Here is a 23913-nt window from a genome sequence, read left to right as displayed (position 1 = left end):
AAGTCATAGTTTCATGAAGGTTACATGAAGTACTGATTTTTAATCGTCGCTACGTTTTGTTGCAAAACGTTCTGTAGGCAGTGGCGACTGGCTTCTTTATCACCAGTCACTAACGCATTAAGCAATTTTCTGTACAGATTAACGCCGTTTTGATAATCATCAAGTTTAAAATTATCATATAAAAAATGCAGGCTTGGCCCCAGGCGTACCCATAATTGCTCGATCATGGCATACAGCGTTGGCATATCCGCGTAGTGGTAGATCTCAAAGCGGAATGCGCGGTTGGCCAAAAGAATTTTCTCCATAACGCCACTTTCCAGCGCCTGTTGAAATTCATCTAATAGCGCATTCAGTGTCTGCTCGCGATCCGGAGTAATCTTACCCGCAGCGGCGACCACCGCCATCTCCTCCAGGGCAGTACGAATCGTATTAATTTCCAGCAAACTTTCCAGCGAGATCTCCGGCACCATAAACGCCTGTGCTGGCGCCACCGCCAAAGCACTGGAAGAGACCAGCCTTAACAGGGCCTCACGCACCGGCGTAATACTGACGCCTAACTCTTGAGCGATATTTTTAGTGATAAGCCTTGCGCCTGGTTTTAATGCGCCAATAGACAATTGATGCTTTAACCGATTTTCAACCTGTGTGGTCAGGCTTATATGTTGTGTTTTTTCCGTACCCGGCATTTTCCTTCCTTCACCTCTTGGCAGAACAACATCGCAATCGAGTCCCGAAGAAGTTTCGGAACTTAATTGTAAAAAAGATAATCCAGGCCCGAACGGCCAAATAAATAAAAGTGATAATTTACTTGCGTGATATTCTCATCTTTTACAACAATACAGGTTTCTTTATGGCAACCGTTTTATCTCCGTCATTCCTTCATGTATCAAGATTTTTGACCGGTTCAGGCCGCTGAGGGAGATAAGCTGCCCCACCGCGATCTGAATGATGAATATAAGTAAAGCCGGAATTTTAAAATTTGCACATTTTTATGGCGACATAATGCCGCCATTTTTTCTTTACGCATCGTCCGCTAAACGTATCACGACTTTGCCAAAGTTCTTCCCCGCCAGCAGCCCCATAAACGCTTCTGGCGCATTTTCCAGCCCATCAGTAATCTGCTCCCGGTAATGTATTTTCCCTTCTTTGATCCAACGCCCCATTTCTTGCTGAAACTCATGTATCCGGTGACCATAGTCCTGGTTGATGATAAAACCTTGCAGGCGAATACGCTTTTTAAGTAATGTTGCCATCAGCAGAGGCAGTCTGTCTGGACCGTCCGGCAACGCTGTCGCATTGTAGCCGCTGACCAGACCGCAGAGCGGAATCCGCGCCGACGTATTCAGTAGCGGTAAGACGGCGTCAAAGACTTTACCACCGACATTCTCATAATAGATATCGATACCCTGCGGGCAGGCCTGTGCAAGCTGTTGTGGGAAATTATCAGCGTGATGATCAAGGCACAGATCAAATCCCAAAACGTCTGTTGCATGACGGCATTTTTCCGCGCCGCCAGCAATACCCACGACCCGGCAGCCCTTCAGCTTGCCAATTTGCCCAACCGTTGCGCCTACGGGGCCAGTGGCGGCGGCGACAACCAGCGTTTCGCCCTCTTTCGGCTGGCCGATATCCAGTAACCCCATATAGGCGGTAAATCCCGGCATTCCTAAAATACCCAGCGACCAGGAAGGATGTTGCGGATTATCACCCAGCTTTACCAACCCTTCGCCATCTGAAATGTCATAATCCTGCCAACCATTGTAACTCAACACCCATTCGTCTGGTCGGTAATCAGGATGGTTTGACGCGACAACGCGACTAACCGTACCGCCAACCATAACGCAGCCAGGTTCAACAGGCGGCGCATAAGAGGGTTCATCGCTCATGCGGCCACGCATATAAGGGTCGAGTGATAAAAAAACGGTACGCAATAGCACCTGCCCTTCACCGGGCGTCGCGACGTCATCTTCTTCGAGGCGGAAGTTATCCATCTGCGGCGCGCCGTGGGGACGCGAGGCCAAAACCCAACGACGATTTCGGTTGGTCTGTTGCTTCATTCTATTCTCCTCATGCCTGGCATAATCCATCAATAATAGTCGAACATTAGCTTTCTGAGGGAGTTAAACACTCTCAGATATCAGGCTGTGCGCTTTTATGAACGACTTTCCCCCCTCCTCGCTAAACATGAATTCTTGTGCTAATTCGTTGATTTATGCCGCCTTCAATAGTATTTCTAACACTATCGTAAACATTCCCTGGGGTTCCCTATGACGATTCGCTTTGCCGATAAAGCAGACTGCGCCGCGATTACCGAAATCTATAACCATGCGGTATTACATACTGCGGCCATCTGGAACGATCGGACGGTCGATACGGATAATCGCCTTGCCTGGTATGAGGCCCGTCAATTACTGGGCTATCCGGTGCTGGTAAGCGAAGAAAATGGCGTAGTGACTGGCTATGCATCATTTGGCGACTGGCGCAGTTTTGACGGTTTTCGCTATACCGTCGAGCACTCGGTTTATGTTCATCCGGCGCACCAGGGGAAAGGACTGGGGCGAAAACTGCTCAGCAGACTGATCGACGAAGCCCGACGCTGCGGCAAGCATGTGATGGTGGCCGGTATTGAGTCACAGAATGCCGCCTCAATACGCCTGCATCATTCGCTGGGATTTACCGTTACCGCGCAAATGCCGCAGGTCGGCGTAAAATTTGGCCGTTGGTTAGATCTTACGTTTATGCAGCTCCAGCTTGATGAACACGCCGCGCCGGACGCCTGCTGATGAACCAGTCGCTGACGCTTATCTTTTTGATCGCCGCCGGCGTCGGGCTGGTGGTACAAAACAGTATTATGGTGCGTATTACGCAGACATCATCGACGATTCTGATCGCTATGCTGTTGAACTCGCTGGTAGGGATCGTTTTATTTGTGACGATATTGTGGTTTAAGCAAGGCGCTGCGGGTTTCGGCGAGCTGGTCGCCAGCGTTCGCTGGTGGACATTGATCCCCGGTCTGCTGGGGTCATTTTTTGTATTTGCCAGCATTAGCGGGTATCAGAACGTTGGCGCCGCGACGACTATCGCGGTACTGGTCGCCAGCCAGTTAATCGGCGGACTGGCGCTGGATATCGCGCGTAGCCACGGCGTCACGTTACGCGCAATGGTCGGGCCGGCGTTTGGCGCGCTGTTGCTGGTCATTGGCGCATGGCTGATTGCGAAGCGCCAGTTTTAATGGGTTACAGGATCGTGCCGCCTTTGGTGAGCTGCTCGCGGCGCGCGTCCCGATCTTCTTGATATTGCCTGCCGTGATGCGCGATAGCCGTGCGTAAACGCTGCTGCTGCACATAACGATCTTCGCGACGTAATTCAGCGTCATCGCTCAAGGCAATCAGCAATTCATTCATATGGGCAATTACGCTCTCCGCGATGGCGGCATCCACGCGGGCGCTCACTTCCTCCAGGTGCGACATAAGCTCTCCTACTCTTTATTCTGTAACAGCATGATTCGCCTATTATACGCGTTATTGTCGCCCGATGCGGTCATTCGCCGCCGCCACCCTGATTTAACTTACGTCAAGTGGAAACACGGGGCTTAATAGACCGAGAATTCGCGCCTTTTTGCCTTTCTTCCGCCGTTTGCTTGCGTATAGACCCCGTAAAGTAGACGCGTGAAGAAGTCTAAGGGATAACAACGTGGCAAAATCTCTCTTGCGCAGCGGCAATCTGGATGATTATCAGGCCGTGGGCGGCGGCGGTCAGGCCGTATTTGAATCAGCATTGCAAATTCGCGAAACGCTTCGTCTGCGTAAACAGCAGGCGATGGTTGACTGTCTGGCGATTCCGCAACTTAACGATAATGGCGATCGGGTTGACTGGTATTCGCCGATTGAAGGTCAGGCGATAGCGTGGAAAGCGGCTGACGAAGAGACACGTTCTCGGGCTTTACGTTATTTAGCCAGCACTTTTGAAAGCGCGGCTGCACTCAGTCGCAAAAGTCTGCAATCCGGTAAAACAGCGCTTCAGCTATTTGGATCGCTACTTGAGAAAGCGACGCAATTTCCCGGCGAAAATCATGTTTTCCTGGTTAACGGCAAACCGGTTATCACCTTCTGGGGATTCGTTAATCTCAACGAAAATACACGCGATGATGTGCTGGACTGCCTGCGGATAACCGAGGCAATCCCCGACATCCCTCTGGTCGAGCCGGAGCCGGAGCCCGAAGAAAAGCCGCTGGTAGAGGCGGCGTTTAGTCAGGCGGATGAACCCTTGTTAACGTCTGTCATTGAGCCGCCGAAAATGCCGGAGGAACCTGTTGCGCCGCCCGTTATCGTTAGCGAGCCGAAGCCGGCCACACCCATCCCGGTTGCTGAGGCGAAAAGAGCTCGCCGTCTACCGCTGTGGAGCTTACCTGTCGCTGCCGTGGTTATCGCCGCCGTCGCCACGCCTTTTTTCTGGCCATCTTCATCCGTTGACGGGGCCTCTCCTGTTCGCGCCGCGCCTGTCGCTACCGCGAAAACTGACGTTACCCCATTGCCTGAACTCACCGCGCATTTGCCGCTGCATCGCGCTGAGGTGACGCCCGCCCCCAAAGCGGCGCCGTTGCCGGAAGCGCCTGTTATTATTGCCGCTATCCCCAAAGACGCACTGGTGATGGACAGTACGCAGATGAAGCTTGGAACCACGCGCTTTTTAAACGGTAGCTGGCGGGTCAGCGTGGATGTCAAAGATCCGATTACCGGCAAGCCGCCCTCTCTGCGTTATCAGATCCAAAATAACAAAGGTATCGCGCGCGTAGTACATGGCGATAACGTGGTTTGTCGGGCGGAAATTTTCTCTGGTCTGCATCAAACGGGCGAGCTGATGATTAAAAGTCGCGGCAATGCGCGCTGCACCGACGGTTCACGTTATCCGATGCCGGAAATTACCTGTAAAGCAGGCGTCAATGACGTCGCAACCTGTACCGCCCGTTATGGCGACCACGCGGCAATTCCGTTGACGTTTAAAAAGATAGGTGCCTGATTTTATGTTGGTCAATCTGTGTGATTACAAACAGAGCGTCACGCTCATTGCAAACAGCGGCGTCCAGTTTCTTGATTTTGGCTTAACGCCGCAAGAGTCGGCCCACTACGGACGTTTTGTGCGCAAAACGGCAAACGGTCCGCTACTGCGCCTCGATTTTGATCTGACCAGCGGGCGCTACACGTTGCCAGGACGTGCTGGCGGCCAACCCGAAGTCGTGAAACCGGAAAGCACTCAGACGCTGCACTATTCTCTGGATGTACTCGACGGAATCTGGCTCCCCCTGCCGTTCCTGCGTTTTAATCCGCCGCGTACCTTTATTGACGGGCCGGATAACTGGGCGCGCATTCAGGTACGTAAACTCAGCGAGCCAGATAGCGCCGGAAACACACACCGCATCACCCTCGCCTTCGACAGTCAGCTGGCAAAAAATATGCCTGCGGCGTTGGCGCCTTGCGAAAACGATCTGCTCAATGGCACACGTTTTGCGCTCGCCTGGCGCGATGAAGAAGTTGCCGATTTTCTTGACCAGACATGGATTGACGGCTGGCTGCGCGAGTCGTTTCTTCAGTATGCCTCACAGGTGGAAAACCGTTCGGAACAGGCCATACAACAAGCGCTGCGTAGCTTTGAGTATCAGGCGCACTGGTTGAATTTACTGACGCTGTTAGGCGAACAGCTTACGGTGCCGGAAGTAAAGTTTGTGACACATACGTTAAGCACGCCCGCAATCCCGGTCGATCTGATTCTGGATGTCGGCAATACGCATACCTGCGGCGTCTTGATCGAGGATCATGGCGATGCGAATGACGGGTTACGCCAGACGGCAGAGCTTCAGGTGCGTTCTTTAAGCGAGCCGCAGTATCTGAACGATCCTTTATTTACCAGCCGGGTAGAATTCTCAGAAGCGCGCTTTGGCAAGCAACACTTTTCTGTCGAAAGCGGACGAGACGACGCCTTTGTCTGGCCTTCCATTGTGCGTGTGGGCGACGAGGCTCGCGCCCTTGCTATGCAGCGTGTGGGCACCGAAGGCAGCAGCGGTATCTCCAGCCCGCGCCGCTACCTGTGGGATGAAACCCCCGCCTTGCAGGACTGGCGTTTTAGCCAGATCCACGGTAAAACGCAGCGCGAACCGCTTGCCACCGCGTTTCCGCTGATGAATCTGATGAACGACGACGGACAGCCGTTATTCCGCCTGCCGCATGAAGAAAGGCTACCGGTTTTTTCGCCGCAATACAGCCGTAGCACCTTGATGACGCATATGTTGTGCGAAATTCTGGCTCAGGCGCTGGGGCAAATTAACAGCGTCGCCACCCGGCTGCGACTCGGCTTTCCCGCCTCGCCGCGCCAGCTACGCACCCTGATTTTAACGCTGCCTTCCGCTATGCCGAAACAGGAGCGAGAAATTTTCCGCCAGCGAATGTTTGAAGCGCTGGCGCTGGTCTGGAAAGCCATGGGCTGGCATCCGCAGGATGAGGATTTCACCACGCCTAAGCAGCGTGAAAAAAGCGTGGTGCCGGTACCAGAAATACAGATGGAATGGGACGAAGCAAGTTGCGGCCAACTGGTATGGCTTTATAACGAAGCCATTTCGCATTACGCCGGGCGTACCGAATCCTTTTTTAATGCACTCGCCAGACCGGATCGCCAGCCTGAACCCGGCGTCGTCCCCGGGCGCGCATTGCGCGTGGCATCGATTGATATCGGCGGCGGCACGACGGATATGGCGATCGTTCACTATCAGTTAGATGACGGCGTGGGGGCCAATGTAAAAATTACGCCTCACCTCCTGTTTCGCGAAGGTTTTAAAGTCGCCGGGGACGATCTGCTATTGGATATCATTCAGCGTTGCGTACTCCCTTCCCTGCAAACGGCGTTGCAACGGGCAGGCGTTACGGATGCCGCCGCCCTGCTGGCGACCTTATTTGGCGATTCGGGACGAATTGATACTCAGGCCATTTTGCGCCAGCAAACGGCGCTGCAATTATTTATGCCGCTGGGCCATGCGGTACTTTCCGCCTGGGAGCAAAGCGACATTAACGATCCGTTTGCTGGTTTACACGCGACATTTGGCGATCTGCTGATCCGCCGCCCAACAAGCAACGTGATGAACTATATCCAGCAGGCGATCGATCATGCCTTACCGTCTGGTTCGCCGACATTTGATATATTCAATGTGCCGTTGCAAATCCAGTTTAGCCAGCTTCAGGAGGCTCTGCTGGCCGGTCAGTTTACGCTGACAACGCCGCTTCATGCGGTCTGCGAAGCGATCTCCCACTATCACTGCGATATCTTGCTGGTGACGGGGAGACCGACCTGTTTACCCGGCGTACAGGCGCTCATCCGGCACTTACAACCGGTGCCGGTTAATCGCATTGTGTGGATGGATAAGTATCAGGTACATGAATGGTATCCCTTCAGTCAGCAAGGGCGTATCGGCAATCCAAAATCCACTGCCGCGGTAGGCGCGATGTTATGCAGCCTGGCGCTGGACTTACGTCTGCCGCGTTTCAATTTTAAAGCGGCTGATATCGGCGCGTATTCGACTGTGCGTTATCTCGGCGTACTGGATAATACCGTTAATACGCTTCGCGATGAAAATATCTGGTATCACGAGATCGATTTGGATAAACCCGGCGCAACGCTGGACGCTCGCCTGCATTTTCCGCTACGCGGCAACGTGACGTTGGGCTTTCGTCAACTGGCGAACAGTCGCTGGCCGGCAACCCCACTCTATTGCCTGAGCATTAATTCCGCTGAACTGGCGAAAACCATCGCTGGCGACGGCGTACTGAATGTGCGACTGAAATTACGCGGCAGTAGCAAAGATAGCGCCCCGGAATCGTTCATATTAAGTGATGCCTGGCTCCAGGACGGGACGCCGGTCGCCGCCGATGCGCTGACATTAAAATTGAATACGCTGGCTGACCGTCGCCACAGCGGCAGCCACTACTGGATAGATAGTGGGAGTGTATACCTGAAATGACAAAACCGTTAAACACCACCCAGGCTGTTATCGAGTGGGTTAACAACACGCGCCGTTACGCAACGCGACTGGATGACGAAGCCGACGCTCTGCTGGCGCAACTTACGCTTGCCGCGGCGGATGAGTCAGCGCTCAACGCCGCCTGCGCATCACATGGCTGCGTTGGTCTGTACGGGTATGCGCAATCCGCAAAAGCGCATCTGTTAACGACGCTATGCGGTAACGAGAATGGCAAGCTGGAAATTATCACGCCGGACCGTGACTATGATTATTTCAGCCACATCAATCCGGGTCATGCGCCAGCGAATATGGCTATTCGCTTTACGCGCGACATTTTTTCAAACGAGAACAGCTGGCCGTTGCGCCTGCGCTTGATCAGTGAAGCCGAACTGGTGCAGATCTTTATTGCCTGGACCAGCTCGTCCCACATTTGTCGCCAGGTCGAAAAATCCATTATCACATCACGCCTGGAGAAATGGCAATCGCTTCGCCAACCGCAGCCCGTCCCCGGCGTTACCGCTGAAGAGGTCGCGACCATCGCGAGTTTCTGGCGCTCTTGTCTTCCGTCCGCCAGACAACATATTGATGATGCGACATGGCAACACTTTGCCTCGCTCTTGCCTGCGCTGGATCTCACGACTCGGGCGCACGCCTGGGCACTACTGTGGGGAGAGCAACCGGAGATCACCCAGCAATGGCTGGCGCTGGCGCATATGTTGCAACAAACCAGCCATGCCGGGGAACTGGCGGCGCCGCTCAGCCTGCTGGTCGATCATTTTGGCTTACCGGCGGAAAACTTCCTGACGCAAATGGCGCTAACCGCCAGCGATACGCAAAGCGATGTGGTGGTGCATCCGGTTAAGGAAGGCCGACTGCTCAATGCGGTCAGCCTTTCGCTTGATTCTCTGGCGCTGCTTACCCGCGAACTGGTGCTAACCGTTGAAAACAGCGTACTGGATAATGTTGATTTACTGGATATTCCGGTCGCGCCAGACAGTCATCCTCATCCGTTATGGCGGGCGAAATTAGGCTGGATGCTGGCCCATTACCGTCAACAGGTACAGCCCGATGTTCTGGTGATTTGCAATGCTCTGGCATCTCGCTCGCAAACGCCCACCGCCGCCCGTCACTTACTGGAGTGGGTTAACGCCACGCAGCCGCAGCATGAATCAGCGTTACCGGGCGTCGTCTGGGCTATTACTCCACAGGATGCCCGTTTTGCCACCCAGCAAAATCTGGATGAAGCCGTCCAGCAGTTGATGGGTAAACCTGGCGTGCATTGGGGAACGCTGCAGGCGCTGGATAAACACAGTATGCAGCGTTTGGTGGAATGGTTATCGCAGGCGACATCGGCACCACAGCGACAGGCGCGCTTACAGGCGTTACGCGAACAACTGCGAGGCCGCGTGCGCGATCTGTTACCGATGTTTGATGACGCGCAGCTACCGGTTGAAACCGTGATCCGGCGTCTTCAGGCCCAGGCCGCCAGACATGGCGACCTGCTGGCCGGGCTGTTACCGCCGGTACAGAACTTCGAAGCGTTGCTGCGCACCCGACAGTCGCGAGAAGAACAGGTCAGCGGTTTATTTAATGACGCGATCGATCTCTTTGCCGACGAACCAACGCGCGCTTCAGCGTCAGAAGGTCATGAAACAGGCTACCAGGCGCACAAAATGTGGATCAATCATCTGCGCCAGTGGGCCCACTGCCGGGATAATGCGCAGCGTCTGGGTCTGGAACCGCAGATGCTCAACGCCGTGGCGGAGATTTTAATTACCGCCAGCTATCGCCTCGGTTTACCTCAGCAGTTACAGAAAACCATGCAGCGCGAGGAGGTGAGCGGCGCGCAGCTTCATGCCATCATTGGTAACTTCATCGCCTGGCTCGGCTACACAAATATCGAGGAGGCCCAACGCCCGGCCAGCCGCGTTCAGAAAGGCGCAGCCATTTTCGCCGCAACGTCGCGTTCGACAATGTTGCGTCTAACAAAGCTTGACGAACAGCCCGTTCACGCCGCCAGCCGCTATGTCTATGACTGGCTTGTTGCGCTGTATACCCTGGCCAATGAGAACGCAGGATATCGGCATCCGCAGGACGTTACCGACGTAGACAGAGAGCAATTAATTGCCCTGATAGCCTGACCTGGCGGAAAAACCATGCCCGGTAACCTGTATCGGGCTTGAGGTCAGAAAAGCGAAAACAGCAACGCGACGGGGAAACTTATCGGCCATGTCGCGCCAACCAAAAAGGCGCTCAGGAAACGAATTCGTTTTTTGTCATGAGTCAAAAACCAGGTGATCAGGGATGATATCACCGCCATGACGGCGTAAAAAATTAATATCTTTTGAAAGAGGGTCATATCAGGCATCCGCGCCAACCAGAGGAAAAAACGCGCGCAATATGCTCTTTTTATTCGACACACATCAAGGTTTATCAGCCTTAACAGCAAAACGTTCTCAATGCACGGCTCCGCTCACAGAATATCCTGTTTACGTATTATTGCGGATCTCGCCAACCCGTACTATACCCATAGGGGTTATGATGAAAGGTGGCGAAAATGAATGTTTCCAGTAAAACCGTCGTGCTGATTAATGTCTTTGCTGCTGCAGGACTTTTGGGTCTGATCTCGTTGAGATTCGGCTGGTTTGCTTGAGGTGTTCAACCTTTGAGTACTTGCTGCGCATGTTGGCGGGGAGGTCCCCCTCTCCGCCAACACCCGCCTATTTTTTCATGATTTTTCTGAACAGTAAATGATCCTTAATGCTTAACCATGATGTGGCGGACAAGAGTGTAGTCTTCCAGACCATACAATGACATATCTTTGCCGTATCCCGACTGTTTTTGCCCTCCATGCGGCATCTCGCTAACCAACATGAAATGGGTATTAATCCAGGTACAGCCATACTGCAATCTGGCGCTAAGCCGGTGCGCCCGCCCGACGTCCTGAGTCCAGACGGAGGATGCCAGACCATAGCGAGAATCGTTGGCCCACCTCAGAACCTGATCTTCATCATCAAAGACGGTTATACTGACCACCGGGCCGAAGACCTCGCGTTGCACGATGGCATCTTCCTGTTTTGCGTCTGCCAGCAACGTCGGAGCGAAATAGTAACCTTTACCTTCCGTTTGACTTCCGCCAGTAATCACACGGATATGGCTGAGGGCCTTCGCCTCCTCTACAGCCGCTGTGACGCGCTTCAGGTGCGCCAGCGAACTTAACGGCCCCAGCTCTGTCGACTCATCCTCCGGCGCGCCTATTTTCAGGCTGCTCACCGCGTTCCCTAGCTTTTCGACCAGCGCATCATAGATACCGCGCTGCGCGTATATACGGCACGCCGCAGTACAATCCTGTCCGGCATTATAGAAACCGAAAGTCCGGACGCCCTGCGCCACCGCATCCAGATCGGCGTCATCAAAAACAATCACCGGGGCTTTACCACCGAGTTCCATATGCGTACGTTTTATCGCTGGCGCAGTATGGCGCAGAATATGCTCCCCGGTCGCGATAGAACCGGTTAAAGAGACCATGCGTACTTTTTCATGACCGGTCAATACATCGCCAACAGTCTGCCCTCGTCCGAACAGGACATTGAGCACCCCCGGCGGAAAGATATCCTTCGCCAGCGCGGCAAGTTTAAGCGCCGTCAGCGGCGTGATTTCAGAAGGCTTAATCACCACGCAGTTACCTGCCGCCAGCGCTGGCGCCAGCTTCCAGGCCGCCATCATGAGCGGATAATTCCACGGCGCGATAGAGGCAACCACGCCAATCGGATCCCGGCGAATCATCGACGTATGTCCTTCCAGATATTCGCCCGCCGCCAGCCCACTCAAACAACGGGCCGCGCCGGCAAAAAAGCGAAAGACATCCACGATTGCCGGAATTTCATCATTAATTACGCAGTGCAAAGGCTTACCGCAGTTTTGCGATTCAAGCCGGGCGAACTCAAGGGCGTTTTGCTCGATGCTGTCCGCCAGTTTTAACAGACATTCCGCCCGTGCTTTGGGTGTGGTCTGCCCCCATTCGGCAAACGCGCTATCGGCGGCCAGCACTGCGGCGTCAACCTGCGCGGGCGACGCTTCCGCAATCTCAAGTATGACCTCGCCTGTCGCCGGGTTATAAACGGACTGCCTTTCTCCCTCGCCGTCCACCAGCACGCCATTAATCAGTAATTGATATTGCATAGCATTTTCCCATATCGTCATTAATCGATTTCCGGCGAACGGACCGCCGCTTTCCTAAAAATAGACGGCGCGCCAGATGCTCACCCGGCACACTCGGGAAATTTAGTCAGGTTGTGAGCTGACACGCATTCCACCTCACACAAGGCTTTTAGCGCTCAGCATCTCGCGAATCAGGCTGCCAAGCTGTTTTACGGCCTGTTCTTCCCGTTCTCCCCAATGCCATGCGGTGTTAAAACGAAAGAAACGCGTCCAGGCGCCGGACGTTGAAAACATTTTCCCCGGCGCGATACTGATAAGGTGTTCAAGCGCTTTGGCGCTAAGTTCACCGGCATCAAGCTGCTCAGGTAGCTCCAGCCAAAGAAAATAACCGCTATCGTTATGGTGAATTTTTACTTCCGCCGGGAGATGGCGCAAAAGGGTTTGCCAGGCTTGCTGTTTACGTTCGGCAAGCTGCCTTCGCAATCGACGCAGATGCGCGTCATATCGACGAGTCGAGAGATAATCCACTAACGCCAATTGCATGGGGGAACTGGTGGATAATGTGCTCATTAACTGCAAACGCTGAATTTGTCTGGCATGGCTTCCTCCCGCAACCCAGCCAATGCGAAAACCGGGAACCAGACATTTGGAAAAAGACGAACAATGCAACACGGTATCGTCGCGATCCCATGCTTTGGCGGGCAGAGGTTTCTCGCGGCCAAAGTAGAGTTCGCTATAAACATCGTCTTCAATTAGCATCACGTTATGGTGCGTGAGTAACGCAACCAGCCGCGCTTTTTTCTCAGCACTCAGCGTGAACCCTAACGGATTCTGGCTGTTGGTCATTAACCAGCACGCTTTCACCGGATATTCCTGTAACGCCTGTTCCAGCGCCATAAGATCGATACCTTCTTTAACATCGGTGGGTATCGACAACGCTTTCAGGCGCAATCGCTCCAGGGCCTGTAGCGCACCGTAGAAACAGGGGTTCTCCACCACCACCCAGTCTCCCGGCGCCGTCACCGCCTGTAAACTAAGATTCAACGCTTCCAGCGCGCCGGCGGTAATGACGATCTCGTCAGGAGAAACGGTAATCCCCTGCTGCGCGTAACGGCGTGCTATTGCATAGCGCAATTCTGCATTACCTGGCGGCAAATTTTCGATGACGCTCATTGCCGTCGCGGTTTTACTGACCTGCGCCAGAGATCGGTTCAATTGCGGCAAGGGAAACAGACGCGGATCGGGAAACGCTGAAGCAAAAGGCACCACTGAGGTATCACGGCTGGCCTGCAGCATCTCAAAAATATAGGTATTGATATCTACGGCTTCATCCCGAATAACGTGCGCTGCCGTCGCGACTGACCGACAAACCGGATGCGGCGCGACATAATAACCGGATTGCGGACGGGCGATAATCCGGCCCTGACTTTCCAGCAACTGGTACGCATGACCGACAGTCATAAAACTCATGCCGCTACTGGCGACCTGCTCCCTCAGCGAGGGTAATCGATCGCCGGGCTGCCAAACGCCAGAGGCGATTTGTTCTCTAATTTGCTCCGCCAGACGTTGATATTTTTTCATTATTCGTTCTCATTGAGCGCTGCTTGCAGGTGGCAACCGCAGTGTATATCAGTTGTTAAAATTAACAACGATTTGCTAACTGTTATGGTGCTTTCCAACAGGCGTAATGATTAGATTTCGCAACAAAACGCCGTTTCAGGGTCTCTGCTTAACGGGAAAGTCAAACCAGGTGTTCGGGTATGGTTCATGAGTAAGGGAGAAGTGCCACCATTCAGTATCCAGTGGCGTAAAGCCCGCATCACGCATCAATGTTTGTAATAACAACCTATTTGCGCGTTGCTGAGCGGTAAGCATGGCATTATCGGGATGGGATAACGGACTAAAACAGTCAAAGCCGGTACCAAAATCCAGACTATTATCTGGCGAGCGTTGTGCCGCGGACGCAGTACAATTCACCAGTGGTCGTCCGGGATGGTATATCGGTATTTTACTGTCGAGTGGAACAATCGTTAGATCAAGCGTACTTCCCCGACTGTGGCCGGATCTGGCGGCAAGATAACCTTCCTCAAACAGACGCTTTTTCTCTACCAGCGGATAAAATTCGTTTTTCATTTGGTTTTGAGAAGGATCTTTGGCCCACGCGATAAAGTCGTTCACTGCGCTTTGCGGACGGTAGCAATCATATATTTTCAAGGTAAGTCCGAAGGGACGTAAACGATCGGCGACCTGCTTCACTGCGTTCGCGGCTGGTCGTGTTAACAGGCAAACAGGCGCGTTATAGCCTTTAATTGGGCGACCAATAAAGTTATGGGAAGTGAAGTATCGCATGTCTACCTGTACGTCGGGGGCGACCGTAGTAATATCGACAAAGTCTTTTGGCTGGTGGAGATCAATATGGTTTTCAGCTGACATTGCCTGAATGGAAAACAGGCTGAACAGGAGGAAAGAAGATACGCATTTTACCATATGTTACACCTCGCGAGAGTCACAGGGGTGATTATGTATTTGAGCAGGTAAAGATTAGCGGACAGCGCTTAAACAGATGGTTAAAATAAACATCATTCCCCCCTGTAATCTGTGCCTTATCACAAACGGAGAGGTTATATTTTGCTTATATGACCATTACGCCGCCTGTTCTATACCCAAAATAATTCGAGTTGCTTAAAGGCGGCAAGGGAATGAGTCCCAGGAGCACAGATAACGATGTGTTTTCACAAAGGCGAGTCTACCTGACCAGAAAGGTTATTTGATAATCAGTAGTACAGTTGTTGTCGCCTTCCATAACTAAATAACATTGTTTCGCCAAAGATAAGACCACTATATAGTCAGGAAGGCAATTAGTGAGGAACGCGTCGATTGTCGGCGATAATGCATCTGAAATTACGATTCACCGCAGTTGTTCAAACACATAGAATCCCCCTCGAACCGAGATAATTCGGTCTGCTGCTCATAGCCATTATTCAGTAAGAACGCAGGTTGCAGCGGCGGATCACGGGCGTGAAGAAAAATCCTGAGCCCCAAACTTTTTGGACAAGCGCTGAACCTGCCGTATACTTTTACTTAACGTACACTCCGCCATAAAAATAAACCCTGCGATGATACCGTAATGCCACAGGCATAACTTAAGGATATGCCATAAATCAAGCGAAGCATGATTTAACTTCTCAGTGATTGCGATAGTCTGTACAAATATTATGGGATGAAATAATAAGACGCCTAACAAAAATATCCCTGCCACGATCATGGCGAGTAACTGAAAAAAAGCCCATCCGATAACGAAACGGTAAAGTAACAGCAATAATAGCCGTCCACATTTTCTTAGCCATTCTGACTGCAAAATGCCCCAGGATGCTGTCTTTTCGTGAATTTCACCATCTGATTTCTTCATTTTGAGCCTCCTCGCAGGTTTTTATAATTTTATCGCCCAACTGGAAATAAATCCGTCAGCTAATCGTTACAACAAATATAATTAAGACAGAAACTAAAGAGTAAGGCATTTATATCATAAGTGCTATCAGTATTGGCCTTCTGCCCTACCGCTAAATATCTCATTGTTGTTAGCCTAATAATACTTTCAGTTTAACTTCTTATAAGAAAATTTCTACACGGTTGAGCAACAATTTACTTTATCTAAAAATAATATAGCGTGTAATTAATCATTACTTATGGTACATGATGATGTGAAAATTAAGAAAACCGTTTTAGTTTCATTCGTTTTACCTGACATACTTCATGTCCAGGAGGCGTGGGCATGACTAAAACTACGGGTCAATTTGAACGTTCAGGATAAAGCAAAAATCAGGTGTTTCACCGATAGGCAAACCGATGGGCAACATGGGATAATATTTTGAATACCACCTATTCCAGTAATGAAGTATTATATACTCACTTGTGGTCTAAATTATGCCAATTACTATCGGGAGAGGGTTTTTAAAGAGTGAGATGTTTTCTCAAAGTGCCATCTCTCAACGCTCCTTCTTTACGTTACTATGGGAAAAGATTAAAGATTTTTTCTGTAGCACGCGAAGATCCGCTGCCGATCAATATATAAATGAATTATGTGATGTTGCCTCTCCGCCTGATGCGCAACGTTTATTTGATTTATTTTGCAAGTTATATGAATTATCATCACCATCATGCAGAGGAAATTTCCATTTTCAGCACTATAAAGATGCTGAGTATCAATATACAAATCTCTGCATTAAAGATGACGAAGATATTCCGTTATGCATTGTGATACGTCAGGATCACTACTATTATGAGATAATGAATAGAACAGTGCTCTGTGTTGATACTCAGTCTGCCCACCTGAAAAGATATTCTGATATTAATATAAAAGCTAGCACTTATGTTTGTGAACCACTATGTTGCTTGTTCCCTGAGCGGTTACTACTCTCGCTATCCGGCGGTATAACATTTTCCGTTGACCTAAAAAATATAAAAGAGACGCTTATCGACATGGCAGAAAAGGGTAATTTATGTGACTGGAAGGAACAGGAAAGAAAAGCCGCCATCTCCTCCAGGATTAATCTGGGCATCGCCCAGGCAGGTGTACCACCTATTGACGACGCTATTAAAAACAAAATAGCCGCAAAGGTTATTGAGAATACTAACTTAAAGAATGCAACATTTCATGCAAATCATACACAAAGCTCAGTTACTCAACTAGTTTATTCATGTTTGTTTAAGAATGAGATATTAATGAATATGCTTGAGGAAAGTTCCTCTCATGGCCTGCTATGTTTAAACGACCTTGTTGAATATGTAGCGTTACAAGTTCATAACAGCCTTTTTTCTGAAGATTTATCTTCACTCGTTGAAACAACAAAAAATGAGGCTCATCACCAGAGTTGACCACACCATAAATAGTATGGCTTACAATCCCCTGGCAATACCAAAACCATCTAGTACAATAACTTTAAATATATACTTCCATGGAATAATGGATTTACTATGGAGCGAATTGGCTCGTTATTTTTATAATTGAGATACTGAGTATAAGTATATTTTCTCATACAACTTATCGCACTTATTGACAAACCGTTTTCGCTAATTTGAAGTGTTGAATAATAACTCAAAGAAATTATTGGCATCATAGCCTCACGACGTAACTGGAAGGTGGAATGATGCTTACAAAAACGTTATCAGTAGTTTTACTGACCTGTGCGCTGTTTTCAGGCCAGTTACTGGCGAAACAGCAAGACCACGCATTCGTATGGTTTGCGACGGGAGGGCACCAACTTAGACACGAAGCCGACAGTGATGAATTACGGGCGGCAGCGGAAGAATCCGCGGAAGGCTTGCGCGAGCACCACAACTGGCAGAAATCGCGCAAACCAGAGAGCTATTTTCGTTAATTAAACGCCCCTACGCTTCGGCAGCGTTTTCATCAGCGCTTCAGGGCTCACTGAAGCGACAACGCTGCCGGGCTGGGGCATTTTTAAGATGTGGTTTTTAATTTTGCCAATGACATGCATTTCGCAAGGGCGGCAGTCGAATTTTAGCGTCAGTACCTCATCGCCATGCACCAACTGCATCGGCGTGGCTTTCCAGCTCTTAATATTTCCTTTCGCCTGCTTAGGACAAAGGTTGAACGCAAAACGCAGGCAGTGTTTGGTGATCATGACCGGTACCTCTCCCTTCTCCTGATGCGCCTCATAGGCCGCATCAATCAATTGTACGCCGTAACGGTGATAAAATTCCCGCGCTTTGTGGTTGTAGACATTAGCGAGAAAGCTGAGATGCGTTTGCGGATAGACCGGCGCAGGCTGCGCCACGGGTTTCCGACGACCTCGTTGATAATGGGCCAGCCGCGCCGCGTCAAGCATATCAATCGCCTCCCGACGGAACTGATTGAGCAGGCTATTTGGCACGAACAACGCCGCCGGTAATGTCACCTGCATATCACGTGCGTAGTAAGGCGTCTGTCCCAGCTTCGCCAGTCCGGCTGTTAGGTTATTCAACGCTTTTTCAGAGTTATTGGCTTCCTCAAATACCCCGTCAAGCGTATGCGTGATGCAGACACCGTCTTCACTGGTCAGCGTCAGAATAAGCTGTTCCTGCCAGCCGCCCAGCATGATATCAACCGCCACACGGCGCTCACTGGAGGTTTTTGTCAGCGCTTGCTGCCAGTTATGATCCAGATTACGATTCAACGGATGATGCGGACGGACTTTATGCAGGTCGGCAGGCATATCATTTGGCCAAACGCGGTAGCGGTTATGACCGGTTTTCTCCACCGTATTGGCGCGAAAACCCACCACTTCACGCTTAATCAACACGTTAAGACCATCGCCATTCGCCAACGGCTCCGTAGCTTCTACATCGAGATAATCCTTCGCCACATTCAGCACCTCGCCTACCGGCAAGCCAATAAATTTTGGTGAATCAAATGCGCCAATATCGCCTTTCCGCGCGTTAACAAAATAGTCGGTGCTGCCGCGGTGGAAGGTTTTCTCCGTGGAGGGAACAAAAAAGTGCTCGGTCCGACCAACCGACGCACGCGCCAGATCGCCACGTTGCTCGATAATCGCGTCCAGCATCTGACGATAATGCGCGGTGATGTTTTTGACATAGCTCATGTCTTTGTAGCGCCCTTCAATCTTGAAGGAACGTACACCTGCATCGATCAACGCGCCGAGGTTAGCCGTTTGGTCGTTATCTTTCATCGATAGCAAATGTTTTTCGTAAGAGACCACCCGCCCCTGATCGTCTTTTAACGTATACGGTAAACGACAGGCTTGCGAACAGTCGCCCCGATTGGCGCTGCGCCCGGTTTGCGCATGAGAGATATAACACTGCCCAGAATAAGCGACACACAGCGCGCCATGAATGAAGAACTCAATCGTGGCGTCAGTAGCCTGATGAATAGCCGCTATCTGACTCAAATTAAGCTCGCGCGCCAGTACAATCTGTGAAAAACCGACATCGGCAAGAAATTTCGCTTTTTCCACACTACGAATATCACACTGTGTACTGGCGTGAAGCTCAATCGGCGGGATATCCAGCTCCAGAATGCCCATATCCTGCACAATCAGCGCATTCACCCCGGTGTTGTACAAATCGGTGATTAACCGCTGCGCGGGCTCCAGCTCATCATCATGCAGGATAGTATTCAGCGTGACAAAAATCCGGGCGCCGTAACGGTGAGCAAACGGGACCAGATCGGCGATATCGCGCAGACTGTTACTGGCGTTATGACGCGCGCCAAAACCGGGTCCGCCGATGTAGACGGCATCTGCGCCATGCAAAATCGCTTCGCGAGCAATTGCGGCGTCACGGGCCGGACTTAACAATTCGAGATAGTGAGGTTGCTGGCGCATACAGTCTTTCTTATCCAATAGCAGCGAAATGGCGGCTATTGTAGTCAGAAGCGCAAACTAACGAAATAGTTTTCCCGCTTAATCACGCGGGTAATGGATCAGCGAGTGAAAATGAACCGTCTGGTCACTGCTGTTGCGATAGGTATGCGCCGTATCGCCGGCAAAACGCAAACCTTTACCGGCGTCTATGGTTTGCCATACCCCACCAGTACACATGTCCAGCCGACCCTGAATCACCACCACATGTTCGATAACGCCGGTTTTATGCGGCGTTGATTCGCTGACCGCGCCTGGCGCCAGCAATAGGGAAAAATAGTCAAAACAGAGTTCAGGGTCCCACGGAAACAGCGGTGTGATTACCATCGCTTGCTGCTGGGGATCGAAGGTCGGAGGAAATTCGGCCTGCGGAGGCGAAATAAACATTGAGAATGGAACGTTCAGGCCCGTCGCAATTTTCCACAGCGTTGCGACTGTCGGGCTGGATTCATTACGCTCTATCTGCCCCAACATGGCTTTTGAGACGCCGGAGATCTCCGCCAGACGCGATAAACTCCAGCCTCGCTGATGGCGTAGCGTTCTTAACGTGGTCGCCAGATAGTGTGTCAGGTTATCCATTTTTCCCCCCTGTAAGGCCATAGCGTATCACTTGTACGCTATAACGCACAATGCTACATTGACTGACCGTTATAACGCACAAGAGGCGATCATGCGTCTGTTATCACTGCCGTTACCTACTGTATTATCTGGTCTGGTCGCCGTTCTGGTCGGCTATGCAAGTTCCGCCGCCATTATCTGGCAGGCGGCGCTCGCCGCTGGCGCAACACCCGCAGAGATCGCCGGCTGGATGACCGCCCTCGGTATAGCCATGGGCATAAGCACACTAACGTTAACCTTGTGGTATCGTGCGCCGGTTTTAACCGCCTGGTCAACGCCTGGCGCCGCTCTGTTGGTAACAGGGCTTCAGGGATTATCGTTGCCAGACGCGGTGGGCATATTCATTGTCGCCAATGCCCTGATTGTGCTGTGCGGCGTCACGGGATTGTTTGCGCGTTTGATGCGGATAATCCCCCATTCTCTTGCCGCCGCAATGCTGGCGGGAATACTGCTACGCTTCGGCCTGCAGGCGTTCGGGACGCTCAACGGAGAGTTTGTCATGTGCGGCGGTATGCTATTGGCGTGGCTACTCTTTAAAGTATTCGCGCCCCGCTATGCCGTTATTGCTGCCATGGTGATGGGAATAACGGTGGCGCTCATCCAGGGTAAGGTGGCGATGAGCGGTATTCATTTCGCGCCGGTGTGGCCCACCTTCGTTCCCCCCCACTTTTCATTCGCGCAAAGCCTGAGCGTCGCGGTACCGCTCTTTCTGGTGACGATGGCATCGCAAAACGCCCCCGGCGTCGCCACAATGAAGGCGTCTGGCTATCAGCTTCCTGTCTCTCCGTTAATGATTTTTACCGGATTGCTGGCGCTGCTGCTTTCGCCATTTGGCGTTTATTCTATCTGCATTGCCGCCATTACAGCCGCCATTTGTCAAAGCCCGGACGCGCACCCCGATCCAACGCGTCGCTGGTTAGCGGCCGCCGCCGCAGGCGTTTTTTATTTACTTGCCGGGTGGTTTGGCGGTTCGATAACCGCGCTGATGGTCGCCCTGCCGGTTAGCTGGGTGCAAATGCTGGCTGGTCTGGCACTGTTAAGTACGATTAGCGGTAGCCTGTATCAGGCGCTTACTCACGAAAATGAGCGTGACGCGGCAGTTATCGCATTTCTCGTCACCGCCAGCGGGCTAACGCTGATGGGCATCGGATCGGCATTCTGGGGGTTGATCGCTGGCGGGATAGGCTACGCTGTATTAACGAGAACGCGCCGCCCATCGTTGTCTGGCTGATGGCGACCGCTAATCTGCCGGGGTTTGCGCCATCTTGCGATGGCGCCGCAGAACTATTTTTTGTTAACGTCAAACATAGAGGTATCCGTCGCCATATCATCCACGACCTGTTTCAACGTCTCAAACGCCATTGGCGTACTGGAATTACTCAGGTCTTGACCTTCACCCTGGCGCACTACCTTGACGACCGGCTTGTTGGTCGCGGCATCTATCAGCTCACCCTCAAAATAGAGGTGGGTATCCATGGTCCGGTGGCCTGTCGCCATTTGCGTGCCCGCCACAATCAGCGCTACAGGGATCACCTCATAGAATTGCAGCCCTTCTTTGCTGGTATCCACGCCCGTAATCGCCCCGCGGAAAATCAAACTGCGCGGCCCTGGCGTCGTGACCAGCGGTTTGCGCTGTTCAATTGCTGATTTTACTTTACTGTTCGTATAAGCCAGCAGTTTATCAAGAACTTGCTGCCCGACCTGGGTCGTTGGCTTGGGGACGGGATAGTACGTTATCGGATTGTAAACAATATTGTCATAGTTAGAGTCATTGAAATGTGGATCTACCCAGCGCAACACCGGTTTTCCCGTGGCGGAGGTAGTTTCCTGCAGGTCCGAATAATTTTTTAAGAATCCAGAATACTTATCCGGCTGTGTGACTTTGGACGCACAGCCGGATAACGCCAGCAAGCCAGTAAGCACTGCAACTTTAAATAAAGTATGAGTACGCATGAAACGATCCCTTTAGTCTTCGCAATGATGCAAAGGAAATAATAGCAAAACGAAATCATTCTGGATGCACTAAAAATGGTAACGACAGCACAATTTGAACGCGGCGCCCGACAAAAAAATGCCGAACGCAGCGAGACTTACAGAACTTGCATCGGTCAGGCCGGTTTTCTCGCCAGCATCGTAGCAAAGCGCAGTTTGATACGGTTGCCGTTTTCGTCCGTGCGGTGAAGCTCGCCGACATCTTCGTTGTATTTCAGCATGTCCCATCCTTCGTAATAGCGGCGTAATTCGCCTTCTTTAAAAGCGAACGGGAATCCCACCGTACAGGGAAAATCCGGCGTATCCATTGCCGCAACAATCAAATTATACCCGCCGGGTTTTGTGCAGCGTTGCATATTGGCAATTAAACCGGGAATGGTTTGCGCCTCAAGAAACATCATAACCACCGTCGAGAGAATAAAATCGTACTCGCCGTCAAAGGTCAATGTATTCAGATCGACAAGGTCGGTTTGCAGATTATCCAGCCCTTCTGCCGCTTTAATACGCTCAAGGTTAGCCATACTGGCCGGATTTTTATCCCACGCGGTAACGTCATAACCGTTCGCGGCCAGATACAGACTATTGCGGCCATTGCCGCATCCCAAATCCAGCGTTCGGCCCGGCGCGACAACCTTTGCCGCCGCCAGCACATCCGAATGCGTGCGGGTTAATCCGTATTTCTCAGTAAAGTAATTTTCGTCACGAACGGTCATTTTTTTCCTCCGTTTTCAACAGTGCAGCGCGCTCAGTGCGAATAAGCAACGTCCCCTGCACCAGCAATAGAAATGTACGAACCAGCAATAAGGCGATAATAGCGTTAGTGAAAATAAACAGCGGGACGGCCAGAATATGGAAAAGCCCTGATTCACTACCGTGACCAAGATGTAACCCCGTGGTCGCCAGCGCGGAAACGCCGAACGAAAAACTCCAGAAAGAAGCATTAAACGGTTGTGATAAATACCAGGGCATTAATCGCAGCATAAATAAAAGCTGTAACAGACCGTAGCCGAATAGCATTTTCGCCAGCGTGTCGCCCTCCCCGCCATTGACGCTCAGCCAGGCGCTACAGGCGACCAGCGCGGGCGCCAGTTGGATACCCAACGACGTACGCAGCACCGCCGGTAATTCGCCGCAGCTACGCAGTCGCTGCAAAATAACCGGTTCCAGACTTAACCACGAAAAAACGCCTGCGCCTAAAAACACCAGTCCGGCATCATTGTAACCGAGCGCTCCACAGGCCATGGCGCTGATAAAATTATTCGCTACCGTGGGCAGATAAAGCCCCGGGGTTGTCGCTTCTTCCGGATGCGCTCCGCGCCAAAGTCCCGCCGTCTGCCAGGCGGCATACGCCAGTTGTATGACGACACCCACGCTGAATAGCGCAACGGCCAACGGGCGATACCAGGGAACGAAGCCGATCGCGACCAGCATCGTGGTGGCGGGAAACAGGCTGACAAAACTGCTCATTACCGGATGTCGCACTTCAGCCATCACGCTATGGGGAAAGCGCACCAGACGGCTAAGGAACGCCAGGGTCAAGAGTGCCCAAATAATCATCGCCAGGATCACCATGATGTCGCCGGGCCAGTGGCTTATTGCCCATATCTGGCTGGCATAACGCCAGGCGAATCCCATACCGATAGTGCCAAGGACGATGCCAAAATAGCCCGCAGGCAGATTGAGCACGCGATCGCTCTGCTTGTGATTACGCATTTTGTTTAATTTATAAAGTATATTTGAAATGCATTTTATGGAATT

At 51.6% G+C, this 23913-nt stretch carries 22 protein-coding genes and 1 pseudogene; 9 read left to right on the top strand and 14 right to left on the bottom strand.

Annotated elements, in window-relative coordinates; translation table 11 throughout:
* Positions 1-20: 20 nt before the first annotated feature.
* Entirely contained in the window at positions 21-686 is a 666-nt protein-coding gene (mcbR, locus tag LCS67_RS11295; RefSeq protein ID WP_001119592.1) for a colanic acid/biofilm transcriptional regulator McbR, read from the bottom strand.
* 333 nt (positions 687-1019) lie between these two features.
* Complete coding sequence (locus LCS67_RS11290; protein WP_001517827.1) at positions 1020-2057, bottom strand: NADP-dependent oxidoreductase; 1038 nt, start codon at positions 2055-2057, stop codon at positions 1020-1022.
* Positions 2058-2267: 210 nt separating this feature from the next.
* Here LCS67_RS11290 and mddA point away from each other — a divergent pair, with 210 nt between their 5' ends.
* Together mddA and LCS67_RS11280 are read left to right on the top strand one after the other, a co-directional pair.
* A complete protein-coding gene (mddA, locus tag LCS67_RS11285) occupies positions 2268-2783 on the top strand; it encodes an L-methionine sulfoximine/L-methionine sulfone acetyltransferase (protein WP_000155373.1) in 516 nt (171 codons plus the stop codon).
* The gene (locus LCS67_RS11280; RefSeq protein WP_001076565.1) at positions 2783-3232 is read left to right on the top strand and encodes a DMT family transporter; all 450 of its coding nucleotides are present in this window, start codon (positions 2783-2785) and stop codon (positions 3230-3232) included. The genes mddA and LCS67_RS11280 overlap by 1 nt, the downstream gene beginning before the upstream one ends.
* A gap of 4 nt (positions 3233-3236) precedes the next feature.
* On the opposite strand, the gene LCS67_RS11275 is transcribed toward LCS67_RS11280, so the two are convergent.
* Positions 3237-3470, bottom strand: coding sequence for a YdcY family protein (locus LCS67_RS11275; protein ID WP_000018720.1), 234 nt, complete (start codon positions 3468-3470; stop codon positions 3237-3239).
* A 223-nt stretch (positions 3471-3693) separates the two neighbouring features.
* Between LCS67_RS11275 and srfA the strand changes: the two genes are divergently transcribed.
* The 3 genes from srfA to srfC are packed head-to-tail and all read left to right on the top strand — an operon-like array spanning position 3694 to position 10146.
* The gene (gene srfA, locus LCS67_RS11270; RefSeq protein ID WP_001129947.1) at positions 3694-5019 is read left to right on the top strand and encodes a virulence-associated effector SrfA; all 1326 of its coding nucleotides are present in this window, start codon (positions 3694-3696) and stop codon (positions 5017-5019) included.
* A gap of 4 nt (positions 5020-5023) precedes the next feature.
* Complete coding sequence (locus LCS67_RS11265; protein WP_000960830.1) at positions 5024-8005, top strand: virulence factor SrfB; 2982 nt, start codon at positions 5024-5026, stop codon at positions 8003-8005.
* Positions 8002-10146 (top strand): virulence-associated effector SrfC, encoded by a 2145-nt coding sequence (srfC, locus tag LCS67_RS11260; RefSeq protein WP_000165641.1) that lies wholly within the window; start codon positions 8002-8004, stop codon positions 10144-10146. The genes LCS67_RS11265 and srfC overlap by 4 nt, the downstream gene beginning before the upstream one ends.
* A 44-nt stretch (positions 10147-10190) precedes the next feature.
* Here srfC and LCS67_RS11255 read toward each other — a convergent pair whose 3' ends face one another.
* Entirely contained in the window at positions 10191-10364 is a 174-nt protein-coding gene (locus tag LCS67_RS11255; protein WP_000171943.1) for a GhoT/OrtT family toxin, read from the bottom strand.
* A 198-nt stretch (positions 10365-10562) separates the two neighbouring features.
* On the opposite strand from LCS67_RS11255, the gene yncL reads away from it, so the two are divergent.
* Positions 10563-10658, top strand: coding sequence for a stress response membrane protein YncL (yncL, locus tag LCS67_RS11250; RefSeq protein WP_001103198.1), 96 nt, complete (start codon positions 10563-10565; stop codon positions 10656-10658).
* A 104-nt stretch (positions 10659-10762) separates the two neighbouring features.
* Here yncL and patD read toward each other — a convergent pair whose 3' ends face one another.
* The 5 genes and pseudogenes from patD to LCS67_RS11225 all read right to left on the bottom strand — a co-directional run bounded on the left by patD (position 10763) and on the right by LCS67_RS11225 (position 15575).
* Complete coding sequence (gene patD, locus LCS67_RS11245; RefSeq protein WP_000158091.1) at positions 10763-12208, bottom strand: aminobutyraldehyde dehydrogenase; 1446 nt, start codon at positions 12206-12208, stop codon at positions 10763-10765.
* A 114-nt stretch (positions 12209-12322) separates the two neighbouring features.
* Complete coding sequence (ycdR, locus tag LCS67_RS11240; RefSeq protein ID WP_000760688.1) at positions 12323-13747, bottom strand: GntR family transcriptional regulator YdcR; 1425 nt, start codon at positions 13745-13747, stop codon at positions 12323-12325.
* Between the two features lie 135 nt (positions 13748-13882).
* The gene (locus LCS67_RS11235) at positions 13883-14653 is read right to left on the bottom strand and encodes a M15 family metallopeptidase (RefSeq protein ID WP_000237708.1); all 771 of its coding nucleotides are present in this window, start codon (positions 14651-14653) and stop codon (positions 13883-13885) included.
* 259 nt (positions 14654-14912) lie between these two features.
* Positions 14913-15144: pseudogene (locus tag LCS67_RS11230) on the bottom strand (hypothetical protein).
* A gap of 32 nt (positions 15145-15176) precedes the next feature.
* On the bottom strand, positions 15177-15575 hold the full coding sequence (locus tag LCS67_RS11225) for a hypothetical protein (RefSeq protein WP_000747901.1): 399 nt from the start codon (positions 15573-15575) through the stop codon (positions 15177-15179).
* 515 nt (positions 15576-16090) lie between these two features.
* Here LCS67_RS11225 and sifB point away from each other — a divergent pair.
* Both sifB and LCS67_RS11215 read left to right on the top strand, forming a co-directional pair.
* On the top strand, positions 16091-17041 hold the full coding sequence (gene sifB, locus LCS67_RS11220; RefSeq protein ID WP_001122939.1) for an SPI-2 type III secretion system effector SifB: 951 nt from the start codon (positions 16091-16093) through the stop codon (positions 17039-17041).
* Between the two features lie 272 nt (positions 17042-17313).
* Complete coding sequence (locus tag LCS67_RS11215; protein ID WP_000956438.1) at positions 17314-17544, top strand: DUF2554 family protein; 231 nt, start codon at positions 17314-17316, stop codon at positions 17542-17544.
* Here LCS67_RS11215 and LCS67_RS11210 read toward each other — a convergent pair whose 3' ends face one another.
* Both LCS67_RS11210 and LCS67_RS11205 read right to left on the bottom strand, forming a co-directional pair.
* Complete coding sequence (locus LCS67_RS11210; RefSeq protein WP_001249765.1) at positions 17545-19509, bottom strand: peptidase U32 family protein; 1965 nt, start codon at positions 19507-19509, stop codon at positions 17545-17547.
* A gap of 78 nt (positions 19510-19587) precedes the next feature.
* Entirely contained in the window at positions 19588-20124 is a 537-nt protein-coding gene (locus tag LCS67_RS11205) for a helix-turn-helix domain-containing protein (RefSeq protein WP_031569106.1), read from the bottom strand.
* Positions 20125-20215: 91 nt separating this feature from the next.
* On the opposite strand from LCS67_RS11205, the gene LCS67_RS11200 reads away from it, so the two are divergent.
* Complete coding sequence (locus LCS67_RS11200) at positions 20216-21394, top strand: benzoate/H(+) symporter BenE family transporter (RefSeq protein ID WP_001238500.1); 1179 nt, start codon at positions 20216-20218, stop codon at positions 21392-21394.
* Between the two features lie 53 nt (positions 21395-21447).
* Here the strand turns inward: LCS67_RS11200 and LCS67_RS11195 are convergent, their stop codons facing one another.
* The 3 genes from LCS67_RS11195 to tehA form a co-directional block, all read right to left on the bottom strand.
* The gene (locus tag LCS67_RS11195; RefSeq protein WP_001259021.1) at positions 21448-22116 is read right to left on the bottom strand and encodes a DUF3313 domain-containing protein; all 669 of its coding nucleotides are present in this window, start codon (positions 22114-22116) and stop codon (positions 21448-21450) included.
* 155 nt (positions 22117-22271) lie between these two features.
* The gene (gene tehB / locus LCS67_RS11190) at positions 22272-22868 is read right to left on the bottom strand and encodes a tellurite resistance methyltransferase TehB (RefSeq protein ID WP_000218279.1); all 597 of its coding nucleotides are present in this window, start codon (positions 22866-22868) and stop codon (positions 22272-22274) included.
* Entirely contained in the window at positions 22855-23868 is a 1014-nt protein-coding gene (gene tehA, locus LCS67_RS11185; protein ID WP_001243996.1) for a dicarboxylate transporter/tellurite-resistance protein TehA, read from the bottom strand. The genes tehB and tehA overlap by 14 nt, the downstream gene beginning before the upstream one ends.
* Positions 23869-23913: the final 45 nt, after the last annotated feature.

The organism is Salmonella sp. A7, assembly GCF_020181675.1.
GTDB classification, from domain to species: domain Bacteria; phylum Pseudomonadota; class Gammaproteobacteria; order Enterobacterales; family Enterobacteriaceae; genus Salmonella; species Salmonella enterica.
Note: the sequence above shows the minus strand (reverse complement) of the source record. Positions and strands in the feature narration are given on the sequence as shown.

Coding starts and splice junctions, on each gene's coding strand:
- LCS67_RS11205 (WP_031569106.1), bottom strand. CDS start 20,124: ATGGATAACCTGACACACTATCTGGCGACCACGTTAAGAACGCTACGC.
- LCS67_RS11290 (WP_001517827.1), bottom strand. CDS start 2,057: ATGAAGCAACAGACCAACCGAAATCGTCGTTGGGTTTTGGCCTCGCGT.
- LCS67_RS11255 (WP_000171943.1), bottom strand. CDS start 10,364: ATGACCCTCTTTCAAAAGATATTAATTTTTTACGCCGTCATGGCGGTG.
- tehB (WP_000218279.1), bottom strand. CDS start 22,868: ATGACCGTTCGTGACGAAAATTACTTTACTGAGAAATACGGATTAACC.
- LCS67_RS11215 (WP_000956438.1), top strand. CDS start 17,314: ATGCTTACAAAAACGTTATCAGTAGTTTTACTGACCTGTGCGCTGTTT.
- LCS67_RS11195 (WP_001259021.1), bottom strand. CDS start 22,116: ATGCGTACTCATACTTTATTTAAAGTTGCAGTGCTTACTGGCTTGCTG.
- ycdR (WP_000760688.1), bottom strand. CDS start 13,747: ATGAAAAAATATCAACGTCTGGCGGAGCAAATTAGAGAACAAATCGCC.
- yncL (WP_001103198.1), top strand. CDS start 10,563: ATGAATGTTTCCAGTAAAACCGTCGTGCTGATTAATGTCTTTGCTGCT.
- LCS67_RS11210 (WP_001249765.1), bottom strand. CDS start 19,509: ATGCGCCAGCAACCTCACTATCTCGAATTGTTAAGTCCGGCCCGTGAC.
- LCS67_RS11235 (WP_000237708.1), bottom strand. CDS start 14,653: ATGGTAAAATGCGTATCTTCTTTCCTCCTGTTCAGCCTGTTTTCCATT.
- patD (WP_000158091.1), bottom strand. CDS start 12,208: ATGACGATATGGGAAAATGCTATGCAATATCAATTACTGATTAATGGC.
- LCS67_RS11225 (WP_000747901.1), bottom strand. CDS start 15,575: ATGAAGAAATCAGATGGTGAAATTCACGAAAAGACAGCATCCTGGGGC.
- mcbR (WP_001119592.1), bottom strand. CDS start 686: ATGCCGGGTACGGAAAAAACACAACATATAAGCCTGACCACACAGGTT.
- srfC (WP_000165641.1), top strand. CDS start 8,002: ATGACAAAACCGTTAAACACCACCCAGGCTGTTATCGAGTGGGTTAAC.
- sifB (WP_001122939.1), top strand. CDS start 16,091: ATGCCAATTACTATCGGGAGAGGGTTTTTAAAGAGTGAGATGTTTTCT.
- LCS67_RS11280 (WP_001076565.1), top strand. CDS start 2,783: ATGAACCAGTCGCTGACGCTTATCTTTTTGATCGCCGCCGGCGTCGGG.
- mddA (WP_000155373.1), top strand. CDS start 2,268: ATGACGATTCGCTTTGCCGATAAAGCAGACTGCGCCGCGATTACCGAA.
- LCS67_RS11265 (WP_000960830.1), top strand. CDS start 5,024: ATGTTGGTCAATCTGTGTGATTACAAACAGAGCGTCACGCTCATTGCA.
- LCS67_RS11275 (WP_000018720.1), bottom strand. CDS start 3,470: ATGTCGCACCTGGAGGAAGTGAGCGCCCGCGTGGATGCCGCCATCGCG.
- tehA (WP_001243996.1), bottom strand. CDS start 23,868: ATGCGTAATCACAAGCAGAGCGATCGCGTGCTCAATCTGCCTGCGGGC.
- LCS67_RS11200 (WP_001238500.1), top strand. CDS start 20,216: ATGCGTCTGTTATCACTGCCGTTACCTACTGTATTATCTGGTCTGGTC.